Here is a 24,977-nt window from a genome sequence, read left to right as displayed (position 1 = left end):
ACGGCACTCGTTTGACACGACAATGGTATGTGGGAACCGTCAAGCTTGGCTTAACGTGTAGCAGGATCGAAGTCAGGCCTTGGCAGGACGCCTTCGCTCCAGCCACCAGAGCAGGGCTGCGATGACAAGCAAACCGGCGAACCAGGGCCAGGACGAACCCGGTGAACCGGTCCTGCTGGTCCCTCGCGCCGGGCCGACTGCGCCGGTGAGGGCCAAGGTGGCCTGCCGGTCGGCCCAGATCGCGAGCGATGGAGCCGATGTTCTGGACTGGGCGTAGAAGGGTGTTTCCCGACCCTGCCCATCTCGAACGACATGCCATCCGTCGAGGGCGGGCCAATAGGCCCCGCAGGCCTGATCCCCGGATTGTGGATCAGTCAGCAGAGCGCCCTGCGTACCATCGGGGGCAAGGATTGTTGCGGTCCCTTCGATCCGACAGACCTGTGTCCTGCGGCCCGTGAGTACGAGCCCTTCGATTTTGGCAGGATTGTCGCCACTGGCCCGGGCAAGCGTGGAGAAGAGGTCGCTCCAGAGGTCTGCATAGCGTGCGTCATCGCCGGTGAGGACAAGGGCGTAGCTGTCGGTAATCGTCCACACCCCGATGCGGCCGCGTCCCCGCGAGCGCCAGCTGGCCAGGGCCACGCCATCGGCACTCCGCAGCAGCGAAACGGCATCGGATCCGGGATCGGCCAGTTCGCGTCGCGTCAGTTCCACAACGGGGTCACGCGTACGGGTGTCGCTCCGGCCAGCCTGTTCTCCGACGGCTGAAGGCGGGTCAAGTCGGGTCGCAACGCTGTCGCCTGCGCCGGTCAACGGAGCGCCCATTGCCGCCCATTCCCTGCGACTGGTCGGCGACAGGGTTCCTGTCGGGCGAAGCAGAAGGCCCAGACCTTCGGAGACGGCGTCCGTCAATATTGATCGCTCGCTCGCACCAAGGCCTTCCCAGCGGCGATCGTCAATCACGAGCAGATCGATGTCGGCAAGGGCGGCCCGTGTGATCGCAGTCCGGCCATCCCCGAGCTGCACGCCAGCACCGACATCGATATCCAGCCCAAGGTCGATGCCGGCTTCACCTGCCCACCGCCGCAGGAATTTGGTCTCCGGGCCGGGGGCACCGGCCAGCACGCGAACGCGAGGCGGAGCTTCATTTCGGGTCTGAACCGGCACGGTCATCTGTTCCACGGTGCCGCCGCTGGCATCACGGAGACGCAGGGTGAACAGCGCAAGCTCCGGGGTCCTCGCCGTTCCGGTGACGATGAAGCGGGTACCGGCGGCCACCGGTCTGCGACTGGCAACAGTCCCTGCCGGGTCAACCAGTTCTATCGACCCGCGGGGTAGCGACCCGATCTGGCCTCCCACGGAAAAACTCGCCCCGGCTGCGACCCGATCTGGCAGCGCGACCTCGATCAGGCCGCGCGGTGCGGCAGGCGGATCATAGACAAGGTCCTTTGGCGCGATGCCCTGATCTCGTGGGGGCAGACCTTGGCCAAGGATCCTGATTCCCGAGGCATCGGGGAACTGACGAAGCGCGGTTGCCAGATCGGGAACGCGCACTGCGCCTTCAATCGCTCCCGCTTCGGGCAGGGCCACGAGGATGTCGCCGGGCTGCAGATCAGAGGGCTGTTGTGTGGCCTCCGTAGCGACAAACAGGGCTCCGGCTCGCACCGTGTCGCTGGGCGGGAAGAGGCACAGGAACAGCAACAGGCCTGATGCCATTTGAAGACCGCCAAGCAGCGCGAGGCGCACGGGAGGCGACCGCTCTGCGACCGGTGCAGATCTCTGCCAGAGCAGCAGCCGAACGATGCCCAGCAGGACGCCAAGGCCAATGAGAACCAGGGTCCACGGGCGGGGATCGAAACCGTCGCCAATCATTCCAGCGCGTCCAGATAGCGGCGACCGCGTTCATTGAGTGCGTCGCGACGCTGCACCCTGGCTGTCGGCTGTTCGAGTGCTGTCCACAGAAGTGCGCGCAGGCGTCGGCGGCATGGGAGACAACCGGGCTCATTGCGAACGGTATCGATCGCTGCCGTCAGCGCGAGGGCATCCGACAGACGACCACGATTGCTGGCAACCCAGCGCTCAAGCTCCGAGAGGGGCAGCGGAGCGCCTTGCCGGGACCCCGGACGTTCTTCCAGCGCGCGCCATGCTCGGACTGGTACGGTATCCACGGGTGGCGGTGTCGGACGGATCAACCGGTCGGCCACAATGCCTTCCCGATCTCCGCTCAGCCGTCGGGACAGGTCGATCGGCGGGAGCCTGGATCCGATGCGCGGCAGGAAAATCCGTGTCGCCTGTTGGGCGTCCTTCAGCAGTTCAAGGGCACGGTTGGCGAAGGGCAGGGCATCCTCCGGCCGACCCTGACGCAGCGCACGTTCCGAACTCCACATGGCATCGAGGGCCTGGGCCAGTGTCGACCGTGTGCCGGGGTCAAAGAGGGTGGCGGACTCACCCGTGTCGTGGGCATGGCCGTACTGGGCGAGGACGGCCTCCGGTGAGCCGGGCTCGACGGGGTGTTCCCCCTCGGCATGGCCGTGACCCGAATGGTCCTCGACGGGAGCCGGGCGGCGAGGGGCGGGCTCGGCGTCATTTGTCGGCAGTGCGGGCCGCGCCGGTTCGTCGTTGGTCGGAAGCGCAAGGCCGCCACCGCCACCGCCTTCGGCCTCCTCGCCCATGAACTGGCCATAGCGCAGGCGTAGCTGGGCCTGATCCTCGCCGATGGCGTTGGAGCGGTCCACGAACTGATCGGCTGGGAGGCGGCGTCGCTGGGCGACCAGCGCTTCGGTATCGATGATGATCTGTCGCTGGCTGCGGAAATAGGCGGGCATGACGGGCTGAGCCAGGCCATCGAGCCCGTCCGCCAGCGCCAGATCGGAGGGCCAGCGCAGGATGATACTGGGGCCCTCCACGGTCTGGCGTTCCGGTGCGCGATTGTCGCTGACAACCAGCTGGACGATCAGGTCGCTGCCCGGAGCCATGCCCTCCCTCGCCAGATCGAGTGAGGTCGAGAAAAGCCGCGCGCGGGCCGGGCCGCTGCCGGTCAGGGTCGAGGTTCTTTGGATGACAGTAATGTTCTCCCCGTCACCCTGGGTCACGGTGATGCGAAGAAGCGCGGCAGACTGGACCCCATAGTCATCGGTTGCCTCGAAAGCCGGGGTCCAGCGGGTCTGGCCGGGGCGGACCATGACAAGCTGGCCGACCGTTCCTTCGGGTCGGACCTCGGGCGGCGCGTCGGCGACGACATCGATCCGGCTCAGCCGCTGACGGGCAAGGCCGGGCGCTTCGATCCGGTAGAGCATCGGCGCGTCGATCGTCCGACCGGCGGCCCAGCTAGAGGCCTTCCGTTGGAGCGCAACGGGCACACTGTCAGGAAAGGTCAGGGCGGCCGAGACAGGTGCGGGGTCCAGAGCCACTGTCCATTCGATTCGGGAACCCTGAGGCACGCGCGCGTCGAGGGTCAACTGCTCCCGCACGGGCAGACCGGTATAGGCGGGAGGCGTGATTCTGAGACGCGCGCCGGTGATCCGGGGCGGACCTGCGACAGCCTTCGAGTCCGTGCTGGCAAGCGGACCCGGAGCCCGATCGGTAGCCGGGACGACAAGTATCGCGACGATCAGCGCGGCACCGGCGGCCCACATCACGGTGATGGCTCTTCTGGACCAGTCTGGCGCGAGGTCGATCGACGCAGCCTGGGGGAGGCGTGACAGGAGCCGGTTGCGCTGGAGGGCCGCAAGGCCGCTGGCCTGCCCTGAATCCTGGAACAGCAGCGCGCTGCTGTCCTCGAACTGAGGCAGCCGGGCGTCCAGCTGCCGGATCAGCCAGTCCCGGTCGAGCGGCCGGATGCGGGAGAAGGCAAAGGCGGCGAGACCGGCACTGCCGACAAGGACACCGCCCGCCAGACCGGCCAGGTCGAACAGCCGCCAGCCGAGAACGGCCAGCAGCAGAGTGACAGGCAGGCCGATTGCGAGGGCATCCAGACCGGCGCGTCGCCGGGCTGCCATCTGTCGCGCACGCAGGATCGGTGCGGCGGTCATGGTGCAACGGCCCGCGCGGATCGCGTTGCCATCCACCGCTCGGCACCGAACAGCAGGGCGATCACGAGGGCCAGCCAGGGTCGAAGATCGAAGGGCGGCTGGTCGTACGGGCTGGCCCCTTCCAGCGGCGCATGAGCTGCAGCGGCCACACGGGACGGGGCCGGGGACGGGGTTAGAAGGCCGAGAAGAGTGTCGGGGAAGTCCGCCTCCAGCAACTCAGGCAGGGCAGACGGCTCCAGGGGTCGGGTCAGACGGATCACGCGACCCCGGCCGGCGGTCTCGGCGGTGGCCAGCGGTAGACCGATCGCATCGCGCCAGGCCACGGTCGCATGGCCCTCGATCGGAAGCCGGGTGTCCATCGACAGAAGCGCAGTTCCACCGTCCTCGATCCAGTTCACCACGGGTTCGGGCAAGGCTCCCGGAGCCGTCCAGACCAGAGCAACCGTGCCCCTGTCCAGAGGTACCGCAGCAGGTGCAGCCTGGAAACGAGGCCCGGTTCCCGGGGCGGCCCAGGCCGTTGCCGCAGCGCGGAAGTAGCGTACGGGATCGGTCACTCCAGGTGCGTGACGGACGACGAGCACTGGCACGGGGCGGGCCGATGGCCGCTGCGCTGCCAGGGTCGAGTCCGTGACCACCCATTCGACCTTGCGGGACAGAATGGGCCGCTGGGCATCGGCACCTTCGAGAATCTCGGGAACGACGAGCGTCAGCGGCGTCGCCGGGGGCAGCTCGGCATCCAGTTGCCGGATCAGGCTTACGGTGCCGCTGGTGCTGGCAGGGGGCGATCCGTCAAAGCGGGGAAAACCCGGAGTCAGCCAGACAACGCGATCGCCTGCGCCGGCCAGCGACTCCTTGATGCCGGAGGAAACGCCGGGCGCAACCGCGACAACCTTTCGATCGTCCGCAGCACCCAGGATGACGGGACGCGCAAGCCAGAGTGCCAACGCCGCCAGCAGCAGCAGCCGGAGGGCCAGAAGCAGCCGCTCGTCGATGCGGGGCCGCTGGCGGGGCTTGGGTCTGGCCTCAAGCCAGCGAAGGGCAGCGAAATCCACCGTGCGGCTCTCGGTGCGGCGCGCAATGTGGATGACCAGAGGGATCAGCAGGGCGGCCAGCGCGGCCAGCGCAGCAGGAAGGAGCAGGGCCGCGTTCATGGCCGCGTCGTTTCCCTGGACAGGGCCCGGATCGGCTGGTCCGGGCTCTCGTCTACGAAATGACTGACCAGCCGGATCCCTCGTCCAGTCAGCCGGCTTTCGAGTTCCGTCCGGGCTTTGGCAAAGCGCGTCAGGAAGTCCTGGCGCAGTGCGGGGCCGTCGCCCACCAGTGCCGCACCGCTCTCCGGGTCGTGGAAACGATAGCCCGTTGCGAACGGAAAATCGCGTTCATCGGCGGTCAGCACCTGGATCATGGAGACGTCACGACCGGTCGCGGCCAGTCGCTCCGCTGCGGCGATACAGGGCTCATCAAACCCGTCGGTGATGAAGAAGATCAGGTCGCTCGGCCCGATTCGTTCGCCGAAGATCGCGATGTCCCGCTCCCACTGCGCCACGCCAGCGGGCTTGAGGGGAGCGAGGGTCAGCAGAAGTCGGTCGCGGTGGCGAGCACCGGACCCGGGGGCAAGGACTATGGGTCCCTGTGCCGCTTCGACGATGAGACCAAAGCGATCGCCCTGATGAAGCGCGACCTCGACCAGGCTGGCTGTCATATGCCGCGCCGAATCGAAGCGAGACCAATCCGGGGTGGCAAGGTCGGCCTGGGCCATGGAGGCGCTGGCATCCAGCACGATCCAGATCGCGACAGGACTCTCGCGCTCCGCATCGCGGACGAAGAACCGGTCTGAACGCGCGTAGAGTTTCCAGTCAATCTGGCGCAGATCGTCGCCCCGCTCATAGGCCCGGTACTGGGCGAACTCGAGCCCGCCCCCGCGGTTGCGACTGTCGTGCATGCCGGCGCTGGCGAGGGCCGCTGGCCGACGCGGGACGATCGACAGGCGGCGCAGGCGGCTGCGCAGGTCCGGAGAAAGCTCGAGCGGCGACATGCCTTGCTCAGTCGGGCCCGGGGGCGGGCAGGGCCGAGAGCAGGGCCGCCACGACGTCGTCGGTCGTCTTGCGCTCGGCCTCGGCGGCGAAGGACAGGAGCAGGCGATGGCGCATGACGGGGGCTGCAAGCGCCGCAACGTCCTCGCGCGTCGCAGCCAGCCGACCGTGCAGGAGAGCGCGTGCCTTGGCCGCCAGAACCAGCGCCTGTCCTGCGCGCGGCCCGGCACCCCAGCGGACATAGTCTCGCACGGCGGCCGGGGCCTCGGGTCCGGGACGGCTGGACCGGACGAGGGCGGTGATCCAGGACAGCAGGCCAGCGCCGACGTGAACCTGCCGGACCCAGGCCTGAAGCGCGACGATGTCTGGCCCCGTCATGACCTGCGGCACGGCAGCGGTCGTCCCGCCGGTGGTCTGGACCAGGATTTCGCGCTCTTCGGCGGCGGTCGGATAGCCGACGCGGATGTTCAGCAGGAAGCGATCCAGCTGGGCCTCTGGCAGGGGGTAGGTCCCGGCCTGCTCCAGCGGATTCTGGGTCGCGAGGACGAAGAAGGGCTCAGCCAGGCTGTGGGTCACACCCGCATAGCTGACCGTGTGCTCCTGCATGGCTTCCAGCAGGGCGGCCTGGGTCTTGGGCGGCGTGCGGTTCAGCTCATCGGCCAGAAACAGGTTGGTGAAGACTGGACCAGGCTGGAACCGGAAATGACGGTGGCCGGTGCCGTGATCCTCTTCCAGAACCTCGGTCCCGAGAATGTCGCTGGGCATCAGGTCCGGTGTGAACTGCACCCGCCGGAAGTCGAGGGACAGCGCCTGGCCAAGGGTCCGGACCAGCAGTGTCTTGCCCAGACCCGGGACGCCCTCGATCAGGCAATGTCCGCCCGCCAGCAGCCCGACCAGCAACTGTTCGACGACGGCGTCCTGGCCGACGATGGCCTGGCCGATCGCGCCACGCAGCTGGCCGAGTTGATCCAGTCGGGCGGCGATGTCGGCTTCTGTGGGCGTTGAGGTCATCTGGGTTCCGGCCATCAGGCTGTCAGGGCGTAGATCACGATGTTCACGGCGAATCGGGTGTTGTCCTGAGCCAGGAAGCGCTTGTTCCGCCAGTCATAGTCCCACTCGCAACCGTAATCCTTGTTGCTGTAGAGCACACCCAGCCGGCCATTGATCTCGATCCCCTTCAGATAATCATGGACCAGATCATCGCCCCAGCCATTCAGCTCGAAGCTGGTTGCGGGCGGGCCGTCGAAAGCGAAGAAGCTGCGGTAGATCGGGTGTGTGTTCGGCAGTTTCTTCAGCGCAGTGGCTCCGAAGATGGCGGTCATCTGCCGTTCGAAGGACCGGGCAAACAGACCATCGATGTCGTGGTTGCAGTCGTCGACAAACACGAAGCCGCCGTTCCGGACATAACGCTCGAAATTGGCAGCTTCCGCGCTGCTGAACTCCACAAGCTTGTGTCCGGCCAGATAGCAGAAGGGCGCGGTCAGCATGGCGGGATCGTCAAGCCGGACCACCCGCTCTTCCGGATCGACGCGCAGGTTCGTGTAGTCGACGAGCGACGTCAGGATATTGGCCGGCATCCTCTGGTCGACGTCCCAGTCGCCGGAGTCATAGCGCAATCGTGTGAACCAGAAATCGAAGGCGGGCCTGGCCGCCGCCGGTGGCGAGAAGGCACCGGTCAGCAGCCCGGCCGCACTTCCGGTCAGCAGCCGCAGGCAGTCGGCGCGTGTCAAACGGACATTCGACACGCGCCCTCCGGTCAGACAGCGTCTGAGAGCGACGTGAAGGTGAAGTCGCGCAGGCGCATCGGCGGGATCATCATCGGTAGTCCATCGCCCACCCTGACAGGCCGGCCCAGTTCGTCGATGTTGTTCAGCATGATCACGGGCGACTCGTTGAAGCGGAAATTCTTCAACGGATACTTCAGTTGGCCGTTCTCGATGTAGAAGGTGCCGTCCCGGGTCAGGCCGGTCAGCAGCACCGTCTGAGGGTCCACCATCCGGATATACCAGGTGCGGGTCACCAGAATGCCCCGCTCGGTTTCACGTACCAGATCGGAAGTCGATTTGGTGCCACCGCCCATGATCAGGTTGCCGGGCTGGCCCATGGCCGTCTTGCCCTGCTTCTGGGCCCAGAAACGGGAATAGTTGAGGTTGGCGATCCGGCCATTCTCGACCAGGGCCATGCGCTCGCGGGGCAGGCCGTCACCGTCCCATGGCAGAACGGGCACATCCGGATCCCAGGGATCGGCATACAGGTTGACGCGCGGATCATAGACCTGCTCGCCGATCTTGTTGCCGCCTCCCGCCTTGGACAGGAAGCTTCGCCCCTCGTCGGCCTGACGGGCTCCGAAGAAGCCGCCCATGAAGGAGATCAGGCCTGCGGCCGCGGCAGGTTCGAGGATGACCGTGTATTTCCCCGGCTCCAGCGCCTGTGCCTCGACCGAGGCTGCGGCTTTGCGCATGGCGATGTTGACGTCGCTGGCAGCGTTGAAGTCGCTGACGTCCTGGAGGCTGCGGCCGACCCAGCCCGAGCCCTGGCCGTCCTCGGTGCGTACGGTGCAGGTGTAGTCCATGTCGGTCGCACGCTGGTAACCGAAATTGCCGTTCGAGTTGGCGAAGGCCGCGAAGCTCTGGTTGTCGGTCAGGAACCCTGCCGCGATCAGGTTCTGGGCCTTGCAGGGCTCGATCGAGGCCCGCGCAATCTCGGCCCGTTGACCCGGCGTGATGGCGGCGGTCGCCTCGACGAAGGTGTTGCTGGGACGATAGGTCTGCTTGTCGACCGCCGGCATGAACTCGGGGTTCTCGGGTGCCAGTTTGGCCAGATCCTCGGCACGCTTGACGACCCGCGCGAGGGCGGCGTCCGAGAACTCGTTGATCGTGGCCGTACCGACCCGCTTGCCGAAGGCGACCTCGACAACAAGGCCGGTGTCGCTGACGACACCGCTGGTCGAGACATTGTTGAGGGCGAAGCGGATATTGCCTTCGATCGATCCGCCCAGCCGTGCCGTGCACTGATCCGCGGTCGACAGCGCAACCACCTTGTCGAGGATCGTTTTCGCCTCGTCTTGCGTCATGATGCTCATTTGATTTTTCCCCGAGGTCAGATCAGCCGAGCGAACGCGCGGTGTTGATGACATTGATGCCGTCGAAACGCGTCGTGGGCGATCCGTGGCTGACGGCAGACGACTGGCTGGGCTGCCCCTTTCCATCGTTGAACGACCCCCACGAGCGATAGTCGCGTTCATCGCAGATGGCGCTGCAGGCGTTCCAGAACTCTGGCGTCCGCATCTGATAGGCGACATCCTCGAGCGGCTGGGTAATCTGGCCGTTCTTGATCTCGTAGAAGAGCGTGCCGCCGAACTGGGCATTGTAGCGCTGCTGGTCGATCGAGAAGGAGCCGCGACCCAGGATGTAGATGCCGTTGTCGACGCCGGCGATCATGTCGGCGACGCTCATCGGCACCTTCCCGGGCTGGAGCGAGACATTGGGCATGCGCTGGAACTGAACGCTCGACCAGGAGTCGGCATAGGAACAGCCATCGGACTCGGTCTTGCCCAGGATATGGGCCTGGTCCCGCGTGGCCTGGTAGTCGACCAGCTTGCCGTTCTCGATGAGAGGCCAGGACTTGGTCCTCACGCCCTCGTCGTCGTAGCCGACAGCGCCCAGCGATCCGACCTCGGTCTTGTCGGCAATCAGGTTGACGATCTCGCTGCCGTACTGAAACCGCTGCTCGCGCTTGTCGAGCGTAGCGAAGCTGGTGCCAGCATAGTTGGCCTCGTATCCCAGCACCCGGTCCAGTTCGAGCGGGTGGCCGACCGATTCATGGATGGTCAGGCCGAGGTGGTTGGGGTCCAGCACCAGATCGTACTGGCCTGGCCGGACCGACGTCGCCGTAAGCTTCTCGCGGGCCTGCCGGGCTGCAGCGATCGCGTCCTCGCGCATGTCGTAGGACTTGCCGTAGCTGACCACGCCGTTGGGCGCCGTGCTCTTGTGAGCGGCGTCGCCGTCCAGATATTCGTAGCCCATCCCCATGGGGGTCGACAGACCGTCGCGGGTCCGGAATTTTCCGGTGCTCCGATCGATCGCGGTGACGGTGAAGGGCGCGAAGATGCGGTGGACGTCCTGGTCGATGTAGGACCCGTCCGTGCTGGCGAAATACTTCTGCTCGTTCACCAGGAACAGCGACGAGTTGACGAAGCTGGCACCGGCGTTGGTGGCGGCCGCATTGACGCCCAGCAGCAGATCGACCTTCTCCTGAATTTCGACTTCCATGCCGTTGCGCCGGATAGGCGTACGCCAGCTGACTTCGCCGAGGCTGGGCGTCGGTGCCAGCCGGACGGGCGCCGTCTGGCTGCGGGCGTTGGCCTTGGCGATCTCGGTGGCCAGTCGGGCTGATGCCGCGACGGCCTCGGCCGACATGTCGTTGGTAGCGGCGAAGCCCCAGGCTCCGTCGGCGATGACCCGGATACCGACGCCCGAGGATTCGGTGTTCGTCACGCCCTGCACATTGGCTTCGCGAGTGACGACGAACTGGCGCATGTAGCGACCGATCCGGACGTCGCAGTAGGACGCTCCGGCGGCGGTCGCGGCGCTCATGGCCGCGTCGGCCAACCGTTTCTTGACCGCAACCTCGACCGTTTCGACCAACTGTTCGGCTGCGATTGCGCGAAACCCGGGCAGCAGGAGCCCCCCTGCACCAATGCCGCAGGCGGCCAGGAACTGACGTCTTTGCAAGTGTTTTCTCCCCCGAGCGATGCCGCGAACGGCAAACGAAAACAGAAGTCTGGCACCGTCACGCCCGGCCACCGTGCCCCAATCTCAGTCATCATTGACTGGGGTTTGTCCGGGGTCAAATGGCCGGGCGGAGATTTATGAAAATGCTGCGTCAGGGCGAGTGCTCTTCACCGCTGGTTGGTCAGGACCCGCGACACTCAGGCGCTGCGCACCGCCGAAAAGCCTCAGGATGGCGTGGGCTCAAGACCGCCTGTCGCCATCGGCCTCACCGGGTATCGCCGTGTCAGTTGTCGTGCCACCCGCAAAGGTCGCCCAGTCGGCAGTTCCGAGCGGAGGCGGGAGGCCATCGACGATCTGGTCGCTGGGGTTGGGATCGATGCGCCGCCCCTGTCGGTGCAGATGGGCCTTGGCGATCAGATTGGCAGAGACGGGCGCGGTCAGGAACAGGAACAGGGTGATCAGCAGTTCGTGGGCAGACCATGTCCCGCTGAAGAACGGAAAATAGATCATCGAGGCGATCAGACAGGCCCCGACGCCCAGGGTGGTGGCCTTGGTCGGTCCATGCAGTCGGGTCATGACAGACGGCAGTTTGGCGAGGCCCCAGGACCCCACGAGGACAAACACTCCGCCCAGCACCAGCAGGGCCGAGACCAGTATTTCGGCGAAGAGTGTCATTCGACAATGTCTCCCCGCAGCAGGAATTTGCAGTAGGCCACAGTGCCAACGAAACCGACCATCGCCAGCAGCAGTGCGGCCTCGAAATAGTCGGGCGTGGTGTAGGCAATCCCGAACAGCACGATCATGGCGATGGCGTTGATGGTCAGGGTGTCGACCGCAAGAATCCTGTCCGCCGACAGAGGCCCGCGCCAAAGTCGGAACAGGTTCAGCACGATCGATGCGCTGACGCAGACAAAGGCAAAGCCGAGGGCAATCGGCAGGATCGATCCGGTCATGCGAACACCCTCAGGAGACGAGCCTCATAGCGGCGCTTGATCCGTGCGACCTCGGCCTCCGGGTCGGCGACGTCGAGCGCGTGAACCAGCAGCGCCCGGCCGCACCCCGAGATGTCGCTGGAGACGGTGCCGGGCGTCAGGCTGATGGTGCCGGCCAGGGTCGTGATCGCCTCGGGCGACCGAAGCTCCAGCGGGATCACCAGCCAATGGGATCGCAGGTCCCGGTTGCGTCGCGTGACGATGATCCAGGCGACCTGGAAGTTAGCGATCAGGATGTCGTACAAGACGATCCCGACGTAGCCGATCATGTCGGGTCCAAACCGGACAACCGGCCTCGCTGGCCAGAACCGGCTTGTGAAAAGCGGGACCAGGACGCCGAAAACGAGGGCCAGAAACAGGGCGCCGAAGGTGAAATCATTCACCAGCAACAGCCACACGACCACCAGCATGGCGCTCAGGCCGGGGTGAGGCAGTATACGGCGGATCATCGCCGGCCTCCGGACTGGGGACCAAGAACGGCCGCTATGTAGCTCTCGGGTGCGAATAGCTGGTCCGCCGCCGCCGCGGTGTATCGGGTGATCGGGCCCGCCATGATGGTCAGCAGGGCAAGCGCAAGCAGCAGACTTGCCGCAGCAGCCATCCCGCCCCGCCTGCCACGCAGGGACCGGAGCGCAATCTCGCCATCCAGTGTCGCACTTTTCCAGAAGATCATGCTGCCGGCGCGCCCGAATGCCAGAACACCGAGGACAGTCGTTATCAGGATCACCGTCCAGATCCAGACAGCGGCAGGCGAGGTGCGCACGCCATCGAGCACCAGCAGCTTGCCCACAAAGCCCGAGAGCGGCGGTAGCCCGACCGTCGCGATGGCGGCCAGGAAGAAGAAGCCTGACAGAATTTCTATCTGGGTGAATCGCGGGGCCAGAGTGATGGCGTCACCGTGTTCTGCCCGCCTCTGTGCGATCAGGTCGACCACAAGAAACAGGGCCGCTCCGGCCAGCGTCGAGTGCAGGATGTAGTACAGGGCGGGTCCCATGGCCTGAGTGTCGAAGACGGACACGGCGCAGAGCAGGGTCCCCATCGATCCCACGACGGCCCAGGCCGCGAGATCCCGCAATCCCCGCGCTGCGAACATGCCCACGAAGCCGATGATGATCGTTACGAGCGCGGCCGGCAGCAACCACGGCGCGACCACGAATGCCGCGCCGCCTGCATCCTCGCCGAAGATCAGGGTGCTGGTGCGGATGATGGAATAGGCCCCGACCTTGGTCATGATGGCGAACAGGGCCGCGACCGCTCCACCGGTCGCCGCATAGGTGCCCGGCAGCCAGAAATGGAGCGGGACCAGAGCCGCCTTGAGACCAAAGACGGTGGTCAGAAGCAGGGCCGAGGCGGCGATGAGACCCTGATCACCCGGCGGTGCCGCCGCAACCTTCACGGCCAGGTCCGCCATGTTGAGGGTCCCTGTGACGCCGTAAAGAAGGCCCACACCGACCAGAAACAGGGTCGATCCCACCAGATTGATGATCACATACTGAACGCCTGCCTTCAGTCGCTCGCCGCCCTGGCCGTGCAGCATCAGGCCGTAGGACGCGATCAGCAGCACCTCGAAGAAGACGAACAGGTTGAACAGGTCCCCGGTCAGGAAGGCACCGTTCAGACCCAGCATCTGGAACTGGAAAAGGGGGTGAAAATGCCATCCCTGACGGTCCTTCCCCGTACTGATCGCATAGACAAGGACGATCAGGGCAAGCACGGCCGTCAGCAGGACCATCATCGCTGACAGGCGGTCCAGCACGAGGACAATGCCGAAGGGGGCGCGCCAGTTACCGAGCGCATAGCTCTGGATCGTCCCGCCGTTCGCTTCGTGCACGAGCATAACCGCGATGATGACCATCACGATGCACGACCCCAACGCGGCGAGGCGCGACAAAGCGAGGTGGTGACGAAGGAACAGGAGGATACCAGCCCCCACGACGGCGGGCAGGATCACGCTGGCGATCACCCACCAGGACACGATCAGGCTCATGGTTTGCCCTTCTCGTCGGGCATTCCGTCGACCCGGTCGATCCCGGTTTCCAGATAGCTGCGCAGCGCCAGCACCACGACGAAGGCCGTCATTCCGAAGGCGATAACGATGGCGGTCAGGACCAGGGCCTGGGGCAGGGGATCAGTGTAGCCGTCTGCCGCCTTGTCGTAGAGGGGTGGGCGGTCGATCACCAGGCGTCCCATGGCGAACAGGAAGACATTGATCGCATAGGACAGGAAGGCCAGACCCAGGACCACAGGAAACGTCCGTCGGCGAAGCACCAGATAGACGCCCGCCGCCGTCAGGACGCCGATGGCGGATGCCACGAGGAGTTCGAGACTGATCATTTGACCGTCTCCTCTGGAACCAACGGCGGACCGTCGCGCGATGGATCGATGTCCATGGCGGAGGGCGTCTCGAGGGGCTCCTGTTTCTCCGCGCTCTGGGCGACCTGGGAAAGCTGGGCGAGGGCCAGGATGACCGCGCCAATGACCGTCAGTGCCACCCCGACGTCGAACAGCATGGCGGTCGCCAGTTCAAACTCGCCAATGATCGGAAGGCTGAAATAGTCGAATGCGGTGGTCATAAAAGGCGCACCGAACAGCAGCGACCCCAGCCCCGTCGCCGCTGCGATCAGCACGCCAAGCCCGATCAATGTGTGATGGTCTGCCCGCAGCCGCTGTGCGGCAAACTGATATCCTGAGGCCATGTACTGCATCAGTATGGCAATGGAGATGACCAGACCCGCGATGAAGCCGCCCCCGGGCTGGTTGTGGCCCCTCAGGAAGATATAGAGGCCCACCATCACCGCGAGAGGCAGCAGCAGGCGCGTGGCCACGACCAGCATCATCGGATGATGCTCGGGCGAGCGCGGGGTATCGGGCTGCCATGCCAGGATCCGGCGTCCGCTCGCGCCTGTGCCGGCCGTTTCCAGCAATGAAAAGATGCCGAGCGCGGCAATGCCGAGGACGATGATCTCGCCGAAGGTGTCAAAGCCCCGGAAATCCACGAGGATTACGTTGACGACATTGGTGCCGCCACCGCCGGATTTGGCGTTCTCCCAGAAATAGCCCGAGATGCTGTCGACAGGGCGGCTCATGACAGCCCAGGCGGCACCGCCGACCCCGAGCCCGGCGAGCGCGGCCAGCCCGCCATCGCGAAAATGACGGGGCAGGGAACTCTCGCGCGGGCTGGTCTTGGGCAGCAGATTCAGCGCCAGCAGCATCAGCAGGATGGTGACCACCTCCACCGAAATCTGCGTCAGGGCCAGATCCGGCGCGGACAAGTGGATGAAGCCCAGCGAGATCACCAGACCCACGATACCGATGTAGATCAGGGACACATATCTCGCACGGTGGTTCACCAGCACCAGCGCCGTTGCCGCGATCAGCGCCAGCCATCCCACGACGGCCATGGGCGACGCCGCTGTCGTCGGCCGATTTCCTGCGACGAAATCCGATCCCAGAAAGCCTGCGAAGCCGACAACGATGGCCGTGCCGATGAACATCGCGATGTAGCGTTCCAGCGATCCGTTCTGTGTCCGGGCTGTGAAGGCCACAGCGCCGCGCGTCAGACCCGAAAGGGCTCGATCGAACAGGGCCTTTGCATCAGGCAGGGCAAGCCCGTGCCAGACCGCAGCGATCTGGCGGTGGGCGCTCAGGATTACCAACCCGATCCCGATGGCGGCGATGCTCATGAACAGGGCAGGCGTCACGCCGTGCCAGAGCGACAGTGAGTAGTACGGCGTCTGGCCGCCGATGACGGCCCGTGAGACCTGCTCGACCAGAGGGCCAGCGACGACGGCCGGGAACAGGCCGATGGAAACCACGAGCGCAACAAGCACAGCGGGCGGTCCCCACAGCCCGATGCCGGGATCATGGGGCGGCCGCGGATAGTCGTCGCGTTTCCTGCCGAGATAGACGTGGACGATGTAGCGAAAGGAATACGCCACCGAGAACGTCGCCCCCAGGGTCGCGAGGGCCGGGACCAGCCAGGGCTGGGTCCACCAGACAGTATGCGAGGCTTCTTCCAGCATCATCTCCTTGGAGATGAAGCCGTTCAGAGGCGGTATGCCCGCCATGGAAAGTCCGGCGACCACGGCCAGGGTCGCCGCGATCGGCATCAGGGTCGCCAGCCCCCCCAGACGCTTGATGTCCCGCGTGCCGGTCTCGTGATCGACGATGCCGGCGTTCATGAACAGTGCGGCCTTGAACGTCGCGTGATTGATGATGTGGAAGACCCCGACGACGGCGGCCATGGGCGTGCCGAAGCCGAACAGCATGGTCAGGAAGCCCAGATGGCTGATCGTGGAATAGGCCAGCAACCCCTTCAGGTCGTCCTTGAACAGGGCCACGACCGCGGCAAACACCATGGTCACCAGACCGGTCGTCGCGACGAGATAGAACCAGGTTTCCGTCCCGGCCAGGACCGGCCAGAGGCGTGCCAGCATGAAGATGCCGGCCTTCACCATGGTGGCGGAATGCAGATAGGCGCTGACCGGGGTTGGCGCGGCCATCGCGTGCGGAAGCCAGAAGTGAAACGGGAACTGCGCGGACTTGGTGAAACAGCCACCCAGGATCAGCAGAAGTGCCGGCAGATAGAGTGGCGACGCCTGGATGGCCTCCCGGTTCTGCAGGATGACCGTCAGGTCATAGGATCCGGCGATATTGCCCAGGATCAGCAGGCCTCCGATGAGCGACAGCCCGCCGGCACCCGTGACAGCCAGTGCCATCCGTGCCCCCTGCCGACCCTCGGGCAGATCACGCCAGAACCCGATCAGCAGGAACGACGTCAGGCTGGTCAGTTCCCAGAAGACAAGTAGAAGCAGGATGTTGTCGGACACGACAATGCCCAGCATCGCGCCCTGGAACAGCAGCAGATAGGTGAAGAACCGCCCCATCGGATCGGCCTTGGCCAGATAGAAGCGAGCATAGATGATGATCAGCAGGCCGATCCCCAGGATCATGCCGGCAAACATCAGTCCGAGTGCGTCAAGGAACAGATTGAGGTTCATGCCCAGCAGGGGCACCCAGTCGATCCGGACCTGCACCGTCTCGCCGGCCATGACCGCTGGGGCCAGCATCGCCAGCACGACCAGTGCCGCCAGCGTCACGGTACCGGCTGCCATCGCACAGGCATTGCGTCCGACTCTGATCGCCAGGGCAGGAGCCAGCGCTCCGACAATTGGCAACAGGGCAAGCACAAGCAGCAACGGGCACCTTCAGGAACAGGGATCGGGCGGTGACGGCCTCTGTGGAGGAGAGGTGTCGCGCGGACCTTAGCCGATGGGGTTGACCGGTGGCGACCCGGAACCGTTCACAAAAGGAACCGTCGGCATCACAGCCCCGCGCTCACGCACGCTGCGTCTGGCAGGCGTATTGGCCTGAAGACCGGTTTCCGGACCGTCAGGCCACCTGCGCAGTGTCAGTCGCAAACCCCGAGGGGTATGGCCTCGGCCATCGCCGCATAACCGGCATCGGACGGATGGAGGCGGTCGCCACTGTCGTAGACGGCGAGGAGCGAGGTTGGTCTGTCAGGGTCCCGTGTCGCCCTGTCGAAATCGATGAAGCCATCGGCCTCGCCGGCCGTGCGAATCCAGGTGTTGACCTGCTGGCGAATGGCTTCGCCGTTCTCGGAGAAATAGGGCGCGCCTTCGAAGGGCATGATGGTCGCGAAGACCACCTTGATCCCGGACGCGTCACTGCGGGCGATGACCTGCCGGTATCCGGCAATCAGGTCTTCAGCGGTGATGGGTTCATGGGCATAGGCGGCTTGCATGGGGCGGCCGATATCGTTGATCCCTTCCAGAACGATCAGACACCGGGCCCCTGGTACGGCAAGAGCGTCAGGGTCGAGGCGCTCCAGGCCCGACGGGCCCGAGCCACGGCGCAGGAGCCGGTTTCCGCCAATCCCGGCGTTGACGACCGACCACCGATCGGATGTTCCCCAAAGGCGCGACGCCAGGCGTTCAGGCCAGCCACCCGGCCCCCCTGGGGTGGCGCTGACGCCTTCCGTGATCGAGTCGCCAAAGGCGACGATGACGCTGGTGGAGCTGTCGGTCTGGACATCGATCCCCTGGAGCAGCACGCCGAAGCGGGCGGGGGCGCTGTCGTTCGGCAAGGGGCGAGGTGTGGTATTGCCCGCACTGACGACCTGGCGCAGCCGATGCGACGGAAGGCTCGTCTCCTCGGGGTAGAAGATGCTGACCCTAACGTCGTCCAGTGCCTTGACCGGAACCATGACGGGATCGGACAGTCGAGGTGCCCCGGCCGGGATGCTGACGCCGGACCGCCCATCAAAGGTCACCGGCAGACTGCGTCCATCGGAGAGCGACACGGTCACGGCCCCCAAAACAACGGGGGTCGCACCGTACCTGTTGGAAAGTCGGAGGCGGAGCGCCGATCCGGACGCCGTGACCCGCAGGGTCTGGGTCAACGTCTGATCCGTCACGGTGTCCGGTCCCAGCGGTCCGCGGATGTCATTGGGATTGGGCGGCGATGGCGGGGTTGCGGGCCCCATCGTCGTTGTTGGCACGAAGGTCCATCCCGAGATCCAGCGCGACTGGGCCGAAGCCGGTGCGCTGGCGATGATCGCTAGGATCAACCCAGCAAAGAGGCCGGCGGCAAGGGAATGTGGCAGGAAGAACCAGCCTATCGATCGGACGTTGCGGCGGATGCACATTCGGTCAGAATCTCGGTCAGGCTGACGTTGTCTAGTCCCAATATATGAACTATCATCCCGATATACGTTCGTCAAATAGCCGCTAGAAGGAGATCCGGCCGCATGATCCTCGCCGATGTCATGGACTATCGCGAAGCGGCCAGGCGCCGGATCCCGCAGTTTTTATTCGACTATATCGATGGCGGCGCCTTCGCCGAGACGACTCTGCGCGACAACATCGCCCGTCTTCAGGACGTCCGTCTACGTCAACGTGTCCTGACCGGAGCGGATGGGGTGTCGCTGGCCGGGACTTTGCTGGGTCGGACGGTGAAGATGCCTGTCGCTTTGGCGCCCGTCGGGATGGCCGGTCTGAACGCGCGTCGCGGCGAGGTGCAGGCCGCAAGGGCGGCCGAGGCGCAGGGCGTGCCCTTCTGTCTGTCGACTGTGGGGGCCTGTTCGATCGAGGAAGTGCGGGCCGGAGTGCAGACGCCGCCCTGGTTCCAGCTCTATGTCACACGGGATCGGGGCTTCATGCGGGACATGGTCGCCCGTGCCCACGCGGCAGGGTCCGAGACCCTCTTTCTGACAGTCGACATGCCATCGCCCGGGCCCCGGTACCGCGACAAGAGATCCGGTCTGTCGGGGGGCACGCCTCTCCAGAGGCAGTTGATGCGCATCGCTCAGGTCGTCACGCGTCCTGCCTGGGCCTTCGATGTCGGGCTGCTGGGCGGTCCGCATACGATCGGCCACGTGTCCACAGCCGTTGGAGCCGGAGCCGGGATCGATGACTACTGGTCCTGGATGGCCAGCAATTTCGATGCTTCCGTCACGTGGGACGATGCCGAGGAAATCCGTGCGCTCTGGCCCGGTCAGATGGTCATCAAGGGTATCCTCGACCCCGAGGACGCGCGCGAAGCAGCAAAGAGGGGCTTCGACGGCGTGGTCGTGTCGAACCACGGCGGACGCCAGCTCGATGGCACCCTCGCAGCCATAGATGCGCTTGGTCCGATCGCGGAGGCGGTGGGGGATCGGATGGCCGTCCTCATGGATGGTGGAATCCGTTCGGGCCTAGACGTTCTACGGGCCATGGCCAGCGGTGCGGACGGCGTTCTTCTGGGGCGGGCCTGGGTCTATGGGCTAGCCGCTGACGGACAGCGCGGAGTGGAGGGGGTTCTATCCCTGATCGCTGCCGAGATGCGCGTGGCCATGACGCTGGTAGGTGTCAACCGCCTCGATCAGATCGGCCCCCATCTGCTCGTGACCCAAACCGGCTCAAAAGCTCCGACTTGACGGATCAAGAACTACCACATTATGAGATAGAAAAGCATAAAATGAGATCAGGGTGCTGGTGGGGCGGAGGACCTGTCGGTGTCACGGCAAGACAAATGCCGTTTTCGATCCGGTGTCCACAGGGCAAGGAGCGGGAGCGATCGACCCCAGGAATCCGGACAAAGACATGCCAAACCTTGCCCATGACATCTCCCGAGACAGCCTCGACCAGACGCTTGCCCGGCTGATCGATAACCTGGTCAACATCAAGGATACGACGGGCGAATTCCTGCTGCGGCTTGATGACGGGCGGGTCATCGACACCAAGGGCTGGAACGACTGGGAATGGACCCATGGTATCGGCCTCTACGGGCTTTACCGCCTGTACGAGCAAACCGGTGACGAGGCTGTCCTGCAGATCATGCTGGACTGGTTCAGGAACCGCTTCGAGGCCGGCACGCCGACCAAGAACATCAATACGGTCTCACCCTTCCTGACCCTGGCCAATCTCTACGAACACACCGGCGACGAGACCTACATCCCCTACCTCGACACATGGGCCGAGTGGCTGATGGACGGTCTGCCGCGGACCGAGGAGGGCGGGTTCCAGCACATCGTGTTCAACGACGAGAATCCTCAGGAGCTCTGGGACGACACCCTGATGATGAGCGTCCTGCCGTTGGCGCGCATCGGGCTCCTGCTGGATCGGCCGCACTACGTGGAGGAGGCGAGGAAGCAGTTTCTGATCCACATCAAGTATCTGTTCGACAAGAAGACCGGCCTCTGGTTCCACGGCTGGAACTTCATCGGGCGGCACAATTTCGCGGATGCGCTGTGGGCGCGCGGAAACTGCTGGGTCACCATCGCCATCCCGGAATTCATCGAGATGCTGGACCTCCCGCCGGAAGACGCCCTGCGGCGCTTCCTGATCGAGACGCTGGAAGCCCAGGTCAAGGCGCTGGCTATTCACCAGGATGAAAGCGGCCTGTGGCGCACCCTGATCGACGATCCATCAAGCTATCTGGAAGCCTCGTCGGCGGCCGGGTTTGCCTACGGAATCCTGAAGGCCGTCCGCAAACGCTATCTTCCGGTCGAATATGAAGCGATGGCGGTCCGCGCGTTGAAGGGGGTCCTGGCCAATATCGGCGAGGACGGCGAACTCAGGCAGGTGTCGTTCGGCACGCCCGTATTCGATACCCTTCAGGGATATCGCGACATTCCGCTGACCTCGATGCCCTACGGCCAGGCAATGGCCATCATGGCGCTGGGCGAGTTCCGGCTTCGTTACATCTAGGTCGGGGAGGGCGTGACGATGGCGACCGTGCAGATGCGCAAGCCCACCTGGATCAACTACTGGGGTTGGGGTTCGGGCGACATGCTCGGCGCCGGGGCCCAGGCGGTGATCACCGGCTGGCTGTTCTACTTCTTCACCACCTTCTGCGACCTGACGCCGGTCGAGGCGGGGCTGATCCTGGGGCTGCCCCGGCTGCTGGAGGCGATCACCTGCCCGCTGATCGGCTACATCTCCGACAATATGCGGCACACATGGATCGGTCGCCGGATCGGCCGGCGCAAATTCTTCCTGCTGCTGACCATCCCCCTTCTGCCCAGCTTTGCCCTGCTGTTCATCACCGGCCAGACATTCACCTACTACCTGGTCGTCTTCATCTTCTTCGAGCTGCTCTACACGATGTTTCTCATTCCGTGGGAGACGCTCGCGGCGGAGATGACCAAGGATTACAAGGAGAAGGCCAAGTTTGCCGGAGCGCGTATGCTGGTCGCTCAGACGTCCGCGATCCTCGCTTCCTATCTCCCGACGCTGCTGATCAACAATTTCGGTGGCAAGGATTCTCCTTCGACCTTCCTGATCATGGCGGCCATCTTCGGCGTGATCTTCAGCGTGGTTGTCACCCTGGTGGTCCTGCTCAGCTGGGAGCGGCCGTATACCGAGGCCGAAAAGTCCTTCCAGCCCCCGCCCTTCAGTCTGAAACGGGCCGCACTCATTCCGGTGACGATGTTCCGGGATTTGTTCTCGACGCTGAAGATCCGGGCCTTCCGGCAACATCTGTCGATCTATCTGGGCGGCTACATCGCCCAGGACATCTTCAATACCGCCTTCCCGATCTTCGTCGTGACAGTGCTGCTAGGCGGAACCCTCATCATTTCCCAGCTGATGACAGCGATGTATGTCGCCCAGCTGATTTCGGTGATGATCGCGATCAATGTGGTGATCCGGACCGGACCGGTCCTGGCCTATCGGTTTGCGGTCAGCCTCTTCAGCCTGGCGCTCCTGCTCTATCTGATCTTCTATTTTGTCAAGCCGACCGGTTTCGGTGCCGGGCTCGAGGCGCTCGACGGCAATGTGCTCAGTGCCCTGAACCCGTTTGGTGCAGCCTTCAGCCCGACGCTGGTCTTCTGGCTGTTTGCACCTATCATCCTCGCCGGGCTTGGCCGCGGCACGCTGAATTTCGTGCCGTGGAGCGTCTACAACTACCTGCCTGACGTCGACGAGGCCGTGACGGGTCAGAGGCGCGAGGGCATATTCGCCGGTGTCATGACCCTGGTGCGCAAGGTTGCCCAGTCGGGGGCCATCATCGCCACCGGCTGGATCATCGGAGCCGGAGGATATGTATCGGGCACAGATGGCGTCACGGTCGAACAGACCCCTCAGGCCGTGAACACCATCGTGGCCTTGCTGATCGGCGGACCGATCGTGGTCATGTTCCTGGGCCTGGTGATCTCATGGCGCTTCCGGCTCAATGCCCGGACCCACGGCGTTCTCATGGCCGAGATCGACCGGTTTCATGCCGGCGAACGGACGCCATCCAGCCCCGAAGCCAAGGCCGTCGTCGAGGACCTGACAGGCTGGTCGTATGACCGTTTGTGGGGTGCCGGCAAGGGAGCGGCCGCCCCTCAATCCACCCGCACCGGCCCGGATATCGACCCGGGCGTCGGCCCCACCTGACCGGAGCCCAGCCATGCCCAGCCTGACACGACGTGCCGCCGCCAGTGCTCTCGTCCTTGCGGGCATCGGCAGCGCTGCCTCCGCAGCGGCCCGGACAAGTCCCGCAAAAACGGCCGCACCAGTACAGGCACCGGCGGGTGAACCGCCCCGCGACTGGATCGACCCCGATACGGGTCACCGGGTCGTCCGGCTGTCGAACGAGGCCGGCAGTGCAAGCCTCTATTTCCATCAGAATGCCTACCTTCCGGACAGGCGGACCCTGCTGATCACAACGCCAGGGGCGATCTCGGCTGTCGATCTTGAGACCCGCCAGGTTCGCCCGATTATCCAGGGGGAGGGGCTGGTTCTGCTGTTCGCCGGGCCTCGGACCGGAGACTTCTATTTCACGCGCACGACACCTGGTGACGGCTCATCGCAACCGCGGTCGACGACGATCTATGCCGCCAGCGCGACGACCGGGGCCGAGCGGACAATCGGGACGATCGCCTCGGGCAGCATTGGTTCTGTGAACGCTGACGAGACGCTGCTGCTTGGGCAATGGACCGAGCGGGACATGCCCCTTCAGCCGAACGCGACGCGGGGGCGCGACGGCCGCTATGACCAGGCAGCCTATGCCGCGTCCTGGCCGGACGGCACGCCGATGACCTTCGCCGATGCCAAGGAGGTGCGGCTGAACGACCGGCTGGAAGCGCGCATTCCGATGGAAATCTTCACCCTTGATGTCCGCACGGGCGAGCGAAAGGTCGTTCACCGGGCGACGGACTGGCTGAACCATCTGCAGTTCTCGCCGACGGATCCGCAGCAGATCATGTTCTGCCACGAGGGACCCTGGCACAAGGTCGATCGCATCTGGACCATCCGCACAGATGGTTCGGGGCTGACGCGTGTGCACGCCCGAACGATGAACATGGAGATTGCGGGGCACGAGTGGTTCTCGAGCGACGGACAGACCATCTGGTATGATCTGCAGACGCCAAGAGGCCAGAAATTCACGGTCGCGGGTTACAATCTGCAGACCGGAGCCCGGACCCATTATCATCTCGAACGCGATGAATGGTCGGTCCACTTCAACAGCTCGCACGATGGTGCCCTGTTTGCCGGAGACGGCGGTGACGCCGAGATGGTTGCGCGCGCGCCGGATGGCAAATGGATCTATCTGTTCAGACCTGAAGCCATTTCGGATGTCGCCGGCCTGCACGCCCCCAATGCCGACGACCTGATCCGCCCGGGTATCTTCCGTTCCGAGCGCCTGGTGAACATGGCGGCCCATGACTACAGACTGGAGCCAAATATCACCTTCACGCCTGATAACCGCTGGATCGTCTTCCGCTCGAACATGCACGGGGCCAACCACGTCTATGCCGTCGAGGTAGCCAAGGCTGGCTGATGCCCGTCTCGCCTTAGAGCCGGTAGATGGCAGTCGCCGTGCCGGCAAACAGGTTGCGCCGGTCAGCATCGCTGAAATCCGCTGTCAGGGCGTCATAAGCCTCATAGTGTTGGCTGAAGTCGCCATACAATCTGTCGACGGGGAAGTTGCTGGCGAACATGGTCCGCTCCGACCCGAACAGGTCGATCGTGGTCAGTACGAAGGGACGGATCGATTCCGTCGTCCACGACCGGTCCACCATGGCCAGGCCTGAAATCTTCACGGCCACATTGGGCTGGGCGGCCAGCAAGGCCATGCCGTCTCGCCACGCGGCGAGCCCGGTTTCATCCCGATCGGTCGGCATTCCAGCATGGTTCAGGATGATCCGTGTGTCTGGATGCCGTGCCGCGAGCCTCGCGGCCTCGGGCATCTGCGACGGATAGATCTGCAGATCGAACGACAGGTCGTGCTTGCGCAACAGGGAGAATCCCGCGCGCCAGTTGTCGTCCAGCAGAAGGTCACGCGGGCCGTAGGTCCGGGCCGGATCGGCATGCCAATTCACGATCTGGCGGATCCCCCGAACAGCCGCTGACTGGCGATGCGCACCCAGCAGGGCGTCGAGTCCGGCGAGAGGCTGGTTGAGTGCGGCGTAGGCCACGATGCCCGTCGGCAGGCCGCGGGCATCGGAGGTCTCCTGCAGCCAGCGGGTCTCGTCCAGCGCCTGATGGGCATCGGCGCCGGCATCGACATGGACCGTGCCGATCACGTTCCAGCCCGCGACGTCCGCCAGATAGTCATCAAGCCCATAGGGCCGCGCGATTGTCTTACAGTCCCCGGCAGGGTTCGGGGGCAGGGGGTCATCCATCAGCCAGCCGTAATGCTGACGGGTGAAATCCCACAGGTGCTGATGGGGATCGACGATCGGCAGTTCGTGCGCCATCCCGG

20 protein-coding genes are annotated in these 24,977 nt (G+C 64.8%); 4 read left to right on the top strand and 16 right to left on the bottom strand.

Annotated elements, in window-relative coordinates:
- Positions 1-72: 72 nt before the first annotated feature.
- From GGR13_RS16360 to GGR13_RS16290, 15 genes are all read right to left on the bottom strand, one after another.
- Positions 73-1,869: a hypothetical protein gene (locus GGR13_RS16360; RefSeq protein WP_183214658.1), complete on the bottom strand. Its 1,797-nt coding sequence runs from the start codon at positions 1,867-1,869 to the stop codon at positions 73-75.
- Positions 1,866-4,028 (bottom strand): DUF4175 family protein, encoded by a 2,163-nt coding sequence (locus GGR13_RS16355; protein WP_183214657.1) that lies wholly within the window; start codon positions 4,026-4,028, stop codon positions 1,866-1,868. Before GGR13_RS16355 ends, GGR13_RS16360 begins: the two co-directional genes overlap by 4 nt.
- Positions 4,025-5,179, bottom strand: coding sequence for a BatA domain-containing protein (locus GGR13_RS16350; RefSeq protein ID WP_183214656.1), 1,155 nt, complete (start codon positions 5,177-5,179; stop codon positions 4,025-4,027). The genes GGR13_RS16355 and GGR13_RS16350 overlap by 4 nt, the downstream gene beginning before the upstream one ends.
- Positions 5,176-6,063: a DUF58 domain-containing protein gene (locus GGR13_RS16345; RefSeq protein ID WP_183214655.1), complete on the bottom strand. Its 888-nt coding sequence runs from the start codon at positions 6,061-6,063 to the stop codon at positions 5,176-5,178. Before GGR13_RS16345 ends, GGR13_RS16350 begins: the two co-directional genes overlap by 4 nt.
- A 7-nt stretch (positions 6,064-6,070) precedes the next feature.
- The gene (locus GGR13_RS16340) at positions 6,071-7,072 is read right to left on the bottom strand and encodes an AAA family ATPase (RefSeq protein WP_183214654.1); all 1,002 of its coding nucleotides are present in this window, start codon (positions 7,070-7,072) and stop codon (positions 6,071-6,073) included.
- Positions 7,073-7,086: 14 nt separating this feature from the next.
- Positions 7,087-7,806: a DUF4159 domain-containing protein gene (locus tag GGR13_RS16335; protein ID WP_183214653.1), complete on the bottom strand. Its 720-nt coding sequence runs from the start codon at positions 7,804-7,806 to the stop codon at positions 7,087-7,089.
- 11 nt (positions 7,807-7,817) lie between these two features.
- Positions 7,818-9,143 carry a TldD/PmbA family protein gene (locus GGR13_RS16330; protein WP_183214652.1) on the bottom strand — a complete coding sequence of 442 codons (1,326 nt, stop codon included), beginning with the start codon at positions 9,141-9,143 and terminating at the stop codon, positions 7,818-7,820.
- A 22-nt stretch (positions 9,144-9,165) separates the two neighbouring features.
- Positions 9,166-10,794: a TldD/PmbA family protein gene (locus GGR13_RS16325; RefSeq protein ID WP_183214651.1), complete on the bottom strand. Its 1,629-nt coding sequence runs from the start codon at positions 10,792-10,794 to the stop codon at positions 9,166-9,168.
- 240 nt (positions 10,795-11,034) lie between these two features.
- Positions 11,035-11,469 carry a Na+/H+ antiporter subunit G gene (locus GGR13_RS16320; RefSeq protein WP_183214650.1) on the bottom strand — a complete coding sequence of 145 codons (435 nt, stop codon included), beginning with the start codon at positions 11,467-11,469 and terminating at the stop codon, positions 11,035-11,037.
- Positions 11,466-11,747, bottom strand: a complete 282-nt coding sequence (locus GGR13_RS16315) for a K+/H+ antiporter subunit F (RefSeq protein ID WP_183214649.1) — start codon at positions 11,745-11,747, stop codon at positions 11,466-11,468. Before GGR13_RS16315 ends, GGR13_RS16320 begins: the two co-directional genes overlap by 4 nt.
- Positions 11,744-12,235, bottom strand: a complete 492-nt coding sequence (locus GGR13_RS16310; RefSeq protein WP_183214648.1) for a Na+/H+ antiporter subunit E — start codon at positions 12,233-12,235, stop codon at positions 11,744-11,746. The genes GGR13_RS16315 and GGR13_RS16310 overlap by 4 nt, the downstream gene beginning before the upstream one ends.
- On the bottom strand, positions 12,232-13,773 hold the full coding sequence (locus tag GGR13_RS16305) for a monovalent cation/H+ antiporter subunit D (protein WP_183214647.1): 1,542 nt from the start codon (positions 13,771-13,773) through the stop codon (positions 12,232-12,234). Before GGR13_RS16305 ends, GGR13_RS16310 begins: the two co-directional genes overlap by 4 nt.
- On the bottom strand, positions 13,770-14,120 hold the full coding sequence (locus GGR13_RS16300; protein WP_183214646.1) for a Na+/H+ antiporter subunit C: 351 nt from the start codon (positions 14,118-14,120) through the stop codon (positions 13,770-13,772). The genes GGR13_RS16305 and GGR13_RS16300 overlap by 4 nt, the downstream gene beginning before the upstream one ends.
- Positions 14,117-16,975, bottom strand: coding sequence for a monovalent cation/H+ antiporter subunit A (locus GGR13_RS16295; RefSeq protein WP_343060473.1), 2,859 nt, complete (start codon positions 16,973-16,975; stop codon positions 14,117-14,119). Before GGR13_RS16295 ends, GGR13_RS16300 begins: the two co-directional genes overlap by 4 nt.
- Before the next feature lie 221 nt (positions 16,976-17,196).
- A complete protein-coding gene (locus tag GGR13_RS16290) occupies positions 17,197-18,375 on the bottom strand; it encodes an SGNH/GDSL hydrolase family protein (RefSeq protein WP_183214644.1) in 1,179 nt (392 codons plus the stop codon).
- A 180-nt stretch (positions 18,376-18,555) separates the two neighbouring features.
- Between GGR13_RS16290 and GGR13_RS16285 the strand changes: the two genes are divergently transcribed.
- From GGR13_RS16285 to GGR13_RS16270, 4 genes are all read left to right on the top strand, one after another.
- On the top strand, positions 18,556-19,722 hold the full coding sequence (locus GGR13_RS16285; protein WP_183214643.1) for an L-lactate dehydrogenase: 1,167 nt from the start codon (positions 18,556-18,558) through the stop codon (positions 19,720-19,722).
- A gap of 166 nt (positions 19,723-19,888) precedes the next feature.
- The gene (bglB, locus tag GGR13_RS16280) at positions 19,889-20,995 is read left to right on the top strand and encodes a beta-galactosidase BglB (protein ID WP_183214642.1); all 1,107 of its coding nucleotides are present in this window, start codon (positions 19,889-19,891) and stop codon (positions 20,993-20,995) included.
- Between the two features lie 18 nt (positions 20,996-21,013).
- A complete protein-coding gene (locus GGR13_RS16275; protein ID WP_183214641.1) occupies positions 21,014-22,666 on the top strand; it encodes an MFS transporter in 1,653 nt (550 codons plus the stop codon).
- 13 nt (positions 22,667-22,679) lie between these two features.
- Positions 22,680-24,053 (top strand): oligogalacturonate lyase family protein, encoded by a 1,374-nt coding sequence (locus GGR13_RS16270; protein WP_183214640.1) that lies wholly within the window; start codon positions 22,680-22,682, stop codon positions 24,051-24,053.
- A gap of 13 nt (positions 24,054-24,066) precedes the next feature.
- On the opposite strand, the gene GGR13_RS16265 is transcribed toward GGR13_RS16270, so the two are convergent.
- Positions 24,067-24,972 carry an amidohydrolase family protein gene (locus GGR13_RS16265; protein WP_183214639.1) on the bottom strand — a complete coding sequence of 302 codons (906 nt, stop codon included), beginning with the start codon at positions 24,970-24,972 and terminating at the stop codon, positions 24,067-24,069.
- Positions 24,973-24,977: the final 5 nt, after the last annotated feature.

The sequence above is a fragment of the Brevundimonas variabilis genome, from assembly GCF_014199945.1.
Classification (GTDB): Bacteria; Pseudomonadota; Alphaproteobacteria; order Caulobacterales; family Caulobacteraceae; genus Brevundimonas; species Brevundimonas variabilis.
This window is presented reverse-complemented; position numbering and strand designations above follow the sequence as displayed.

Excerpts from the sequence above, each read along its gene's own strand:
- GGR13_RS16340 (WP_183214654.1), bottom strand. The coding sequence starts at position 7,072 with ATGACCTCAACGCCCACAGAAGCCGACATCGCCGCCCGACTGGATCAA.
- GGR13_RS16275 (WP_183214641.1), top strand. The coding sequence starts at position 21,014 with ATGGCGACCGTGCAGATGCGCAAGCCCACCTGGATCAACTACTGGGGT.
- GGR13_RS16300 (WP_183214646.1), bottom strand. The coding sequence starts at position 14,120 with ATGATCAGTCTCGAACTCCTCGTGGCATCCGCCATCGGCGTCCTGACG.
- GGR13_RS16265 (WP_183214639.1), bottom strand. The coding sequence starts at position 24,972 with ATGGCGCACGAACTGCCGATCGTCGATCCCCATCAGCACCTGTGGGAT.
- GGR13_RS16350 (WP_183214656.1), bottom strand. The coding sequence starts at position 5,179 with ATGAACGCGGCCCTGCTCCTTCCTGCTGCGCTGGCCGCGCTGGCCGCC.
- GGR13_RS16270 (WP_183214640.1), top strand. The coding sequence starts at position 22,680 with ATGCCCAGCCTGACACGACGTGCCGCCGCCAGTGCTCTCGTCCTTGCG.
- GGR13_RS16355 (WP_183214657.1), bottom strand. The coding sequence starts at position 4,028 with ATGACCGCCGCACCGATCCTGCGTGCGCGACAGATGGCAGCCCGGCGA.
- GGR13_RS16310 (WP_183214648.1), bottom strand. The coding sequence starts at position 12,235 with ATGATCCGCCGTATACTGCCTCACCCCGGCCTGAGCGCCATGCTGGTG.
- GGR13_RS16305 (WP_183214647.1), bottom strand. The coding sequence starts at position 13,773 with ATGAGCCTGATCGTGTCCTGGTGGGTGATCGCCAGCGTGATCCTGCCC.
- GGR13_RS16285 (WP_183214643.1), top strand. The coding sequence starts at position 18,556 with ATGATCCTCGCCGATGTCATGGACTATCGCGAAGCGGCCAGGCGCCGG.
- GGR13_RS16315 (WP_183214649.1), bottom strand. The coding sequence starts at position 11,747 with ATGACCGGATCGATCCTGCCGATTGCCCTCGGCTTTGCCTTTGTCTGC.
- GGR13_RS16320 (WP_183214650.1), bottom strand. The coding sequence starts at position 11,469 with ATGACACTCTTCGCCGAAATACTGGTCTCGGCCCTGCTGGTGCTGGGC.
- bglB (WP_183214642.1), top strand. The coding sequence starts at position 19,889 with ATGCCAAACCTTGCCCATGACATCTCCCGAGACAGCCTCGACCAGACG.
- GGR13_RS16345 (WP_183214655.1), bottom strand. The coding sequence starts at position 6,063 with ATGTCGCCGCTCGAGCTTTCTCCGGACCTGCGCAGCCGCCTGCGCCGC.
- GGR13_RS16330 (WP_183214652.1), bottom strand. The coding sequence starts at position 9,143 with ATGAGCATCATGACGCAAGACGAGGCGAAAACGATCCTCGACAAGGTG.
- GGR13_RS16360 (WP_183214658.1), bottom strand. The coding sequence starts at position 1,869 with ATGATTGGCGACGGTTTCGATCCCCGCCCGTGGACCCTGGTTCTCATT.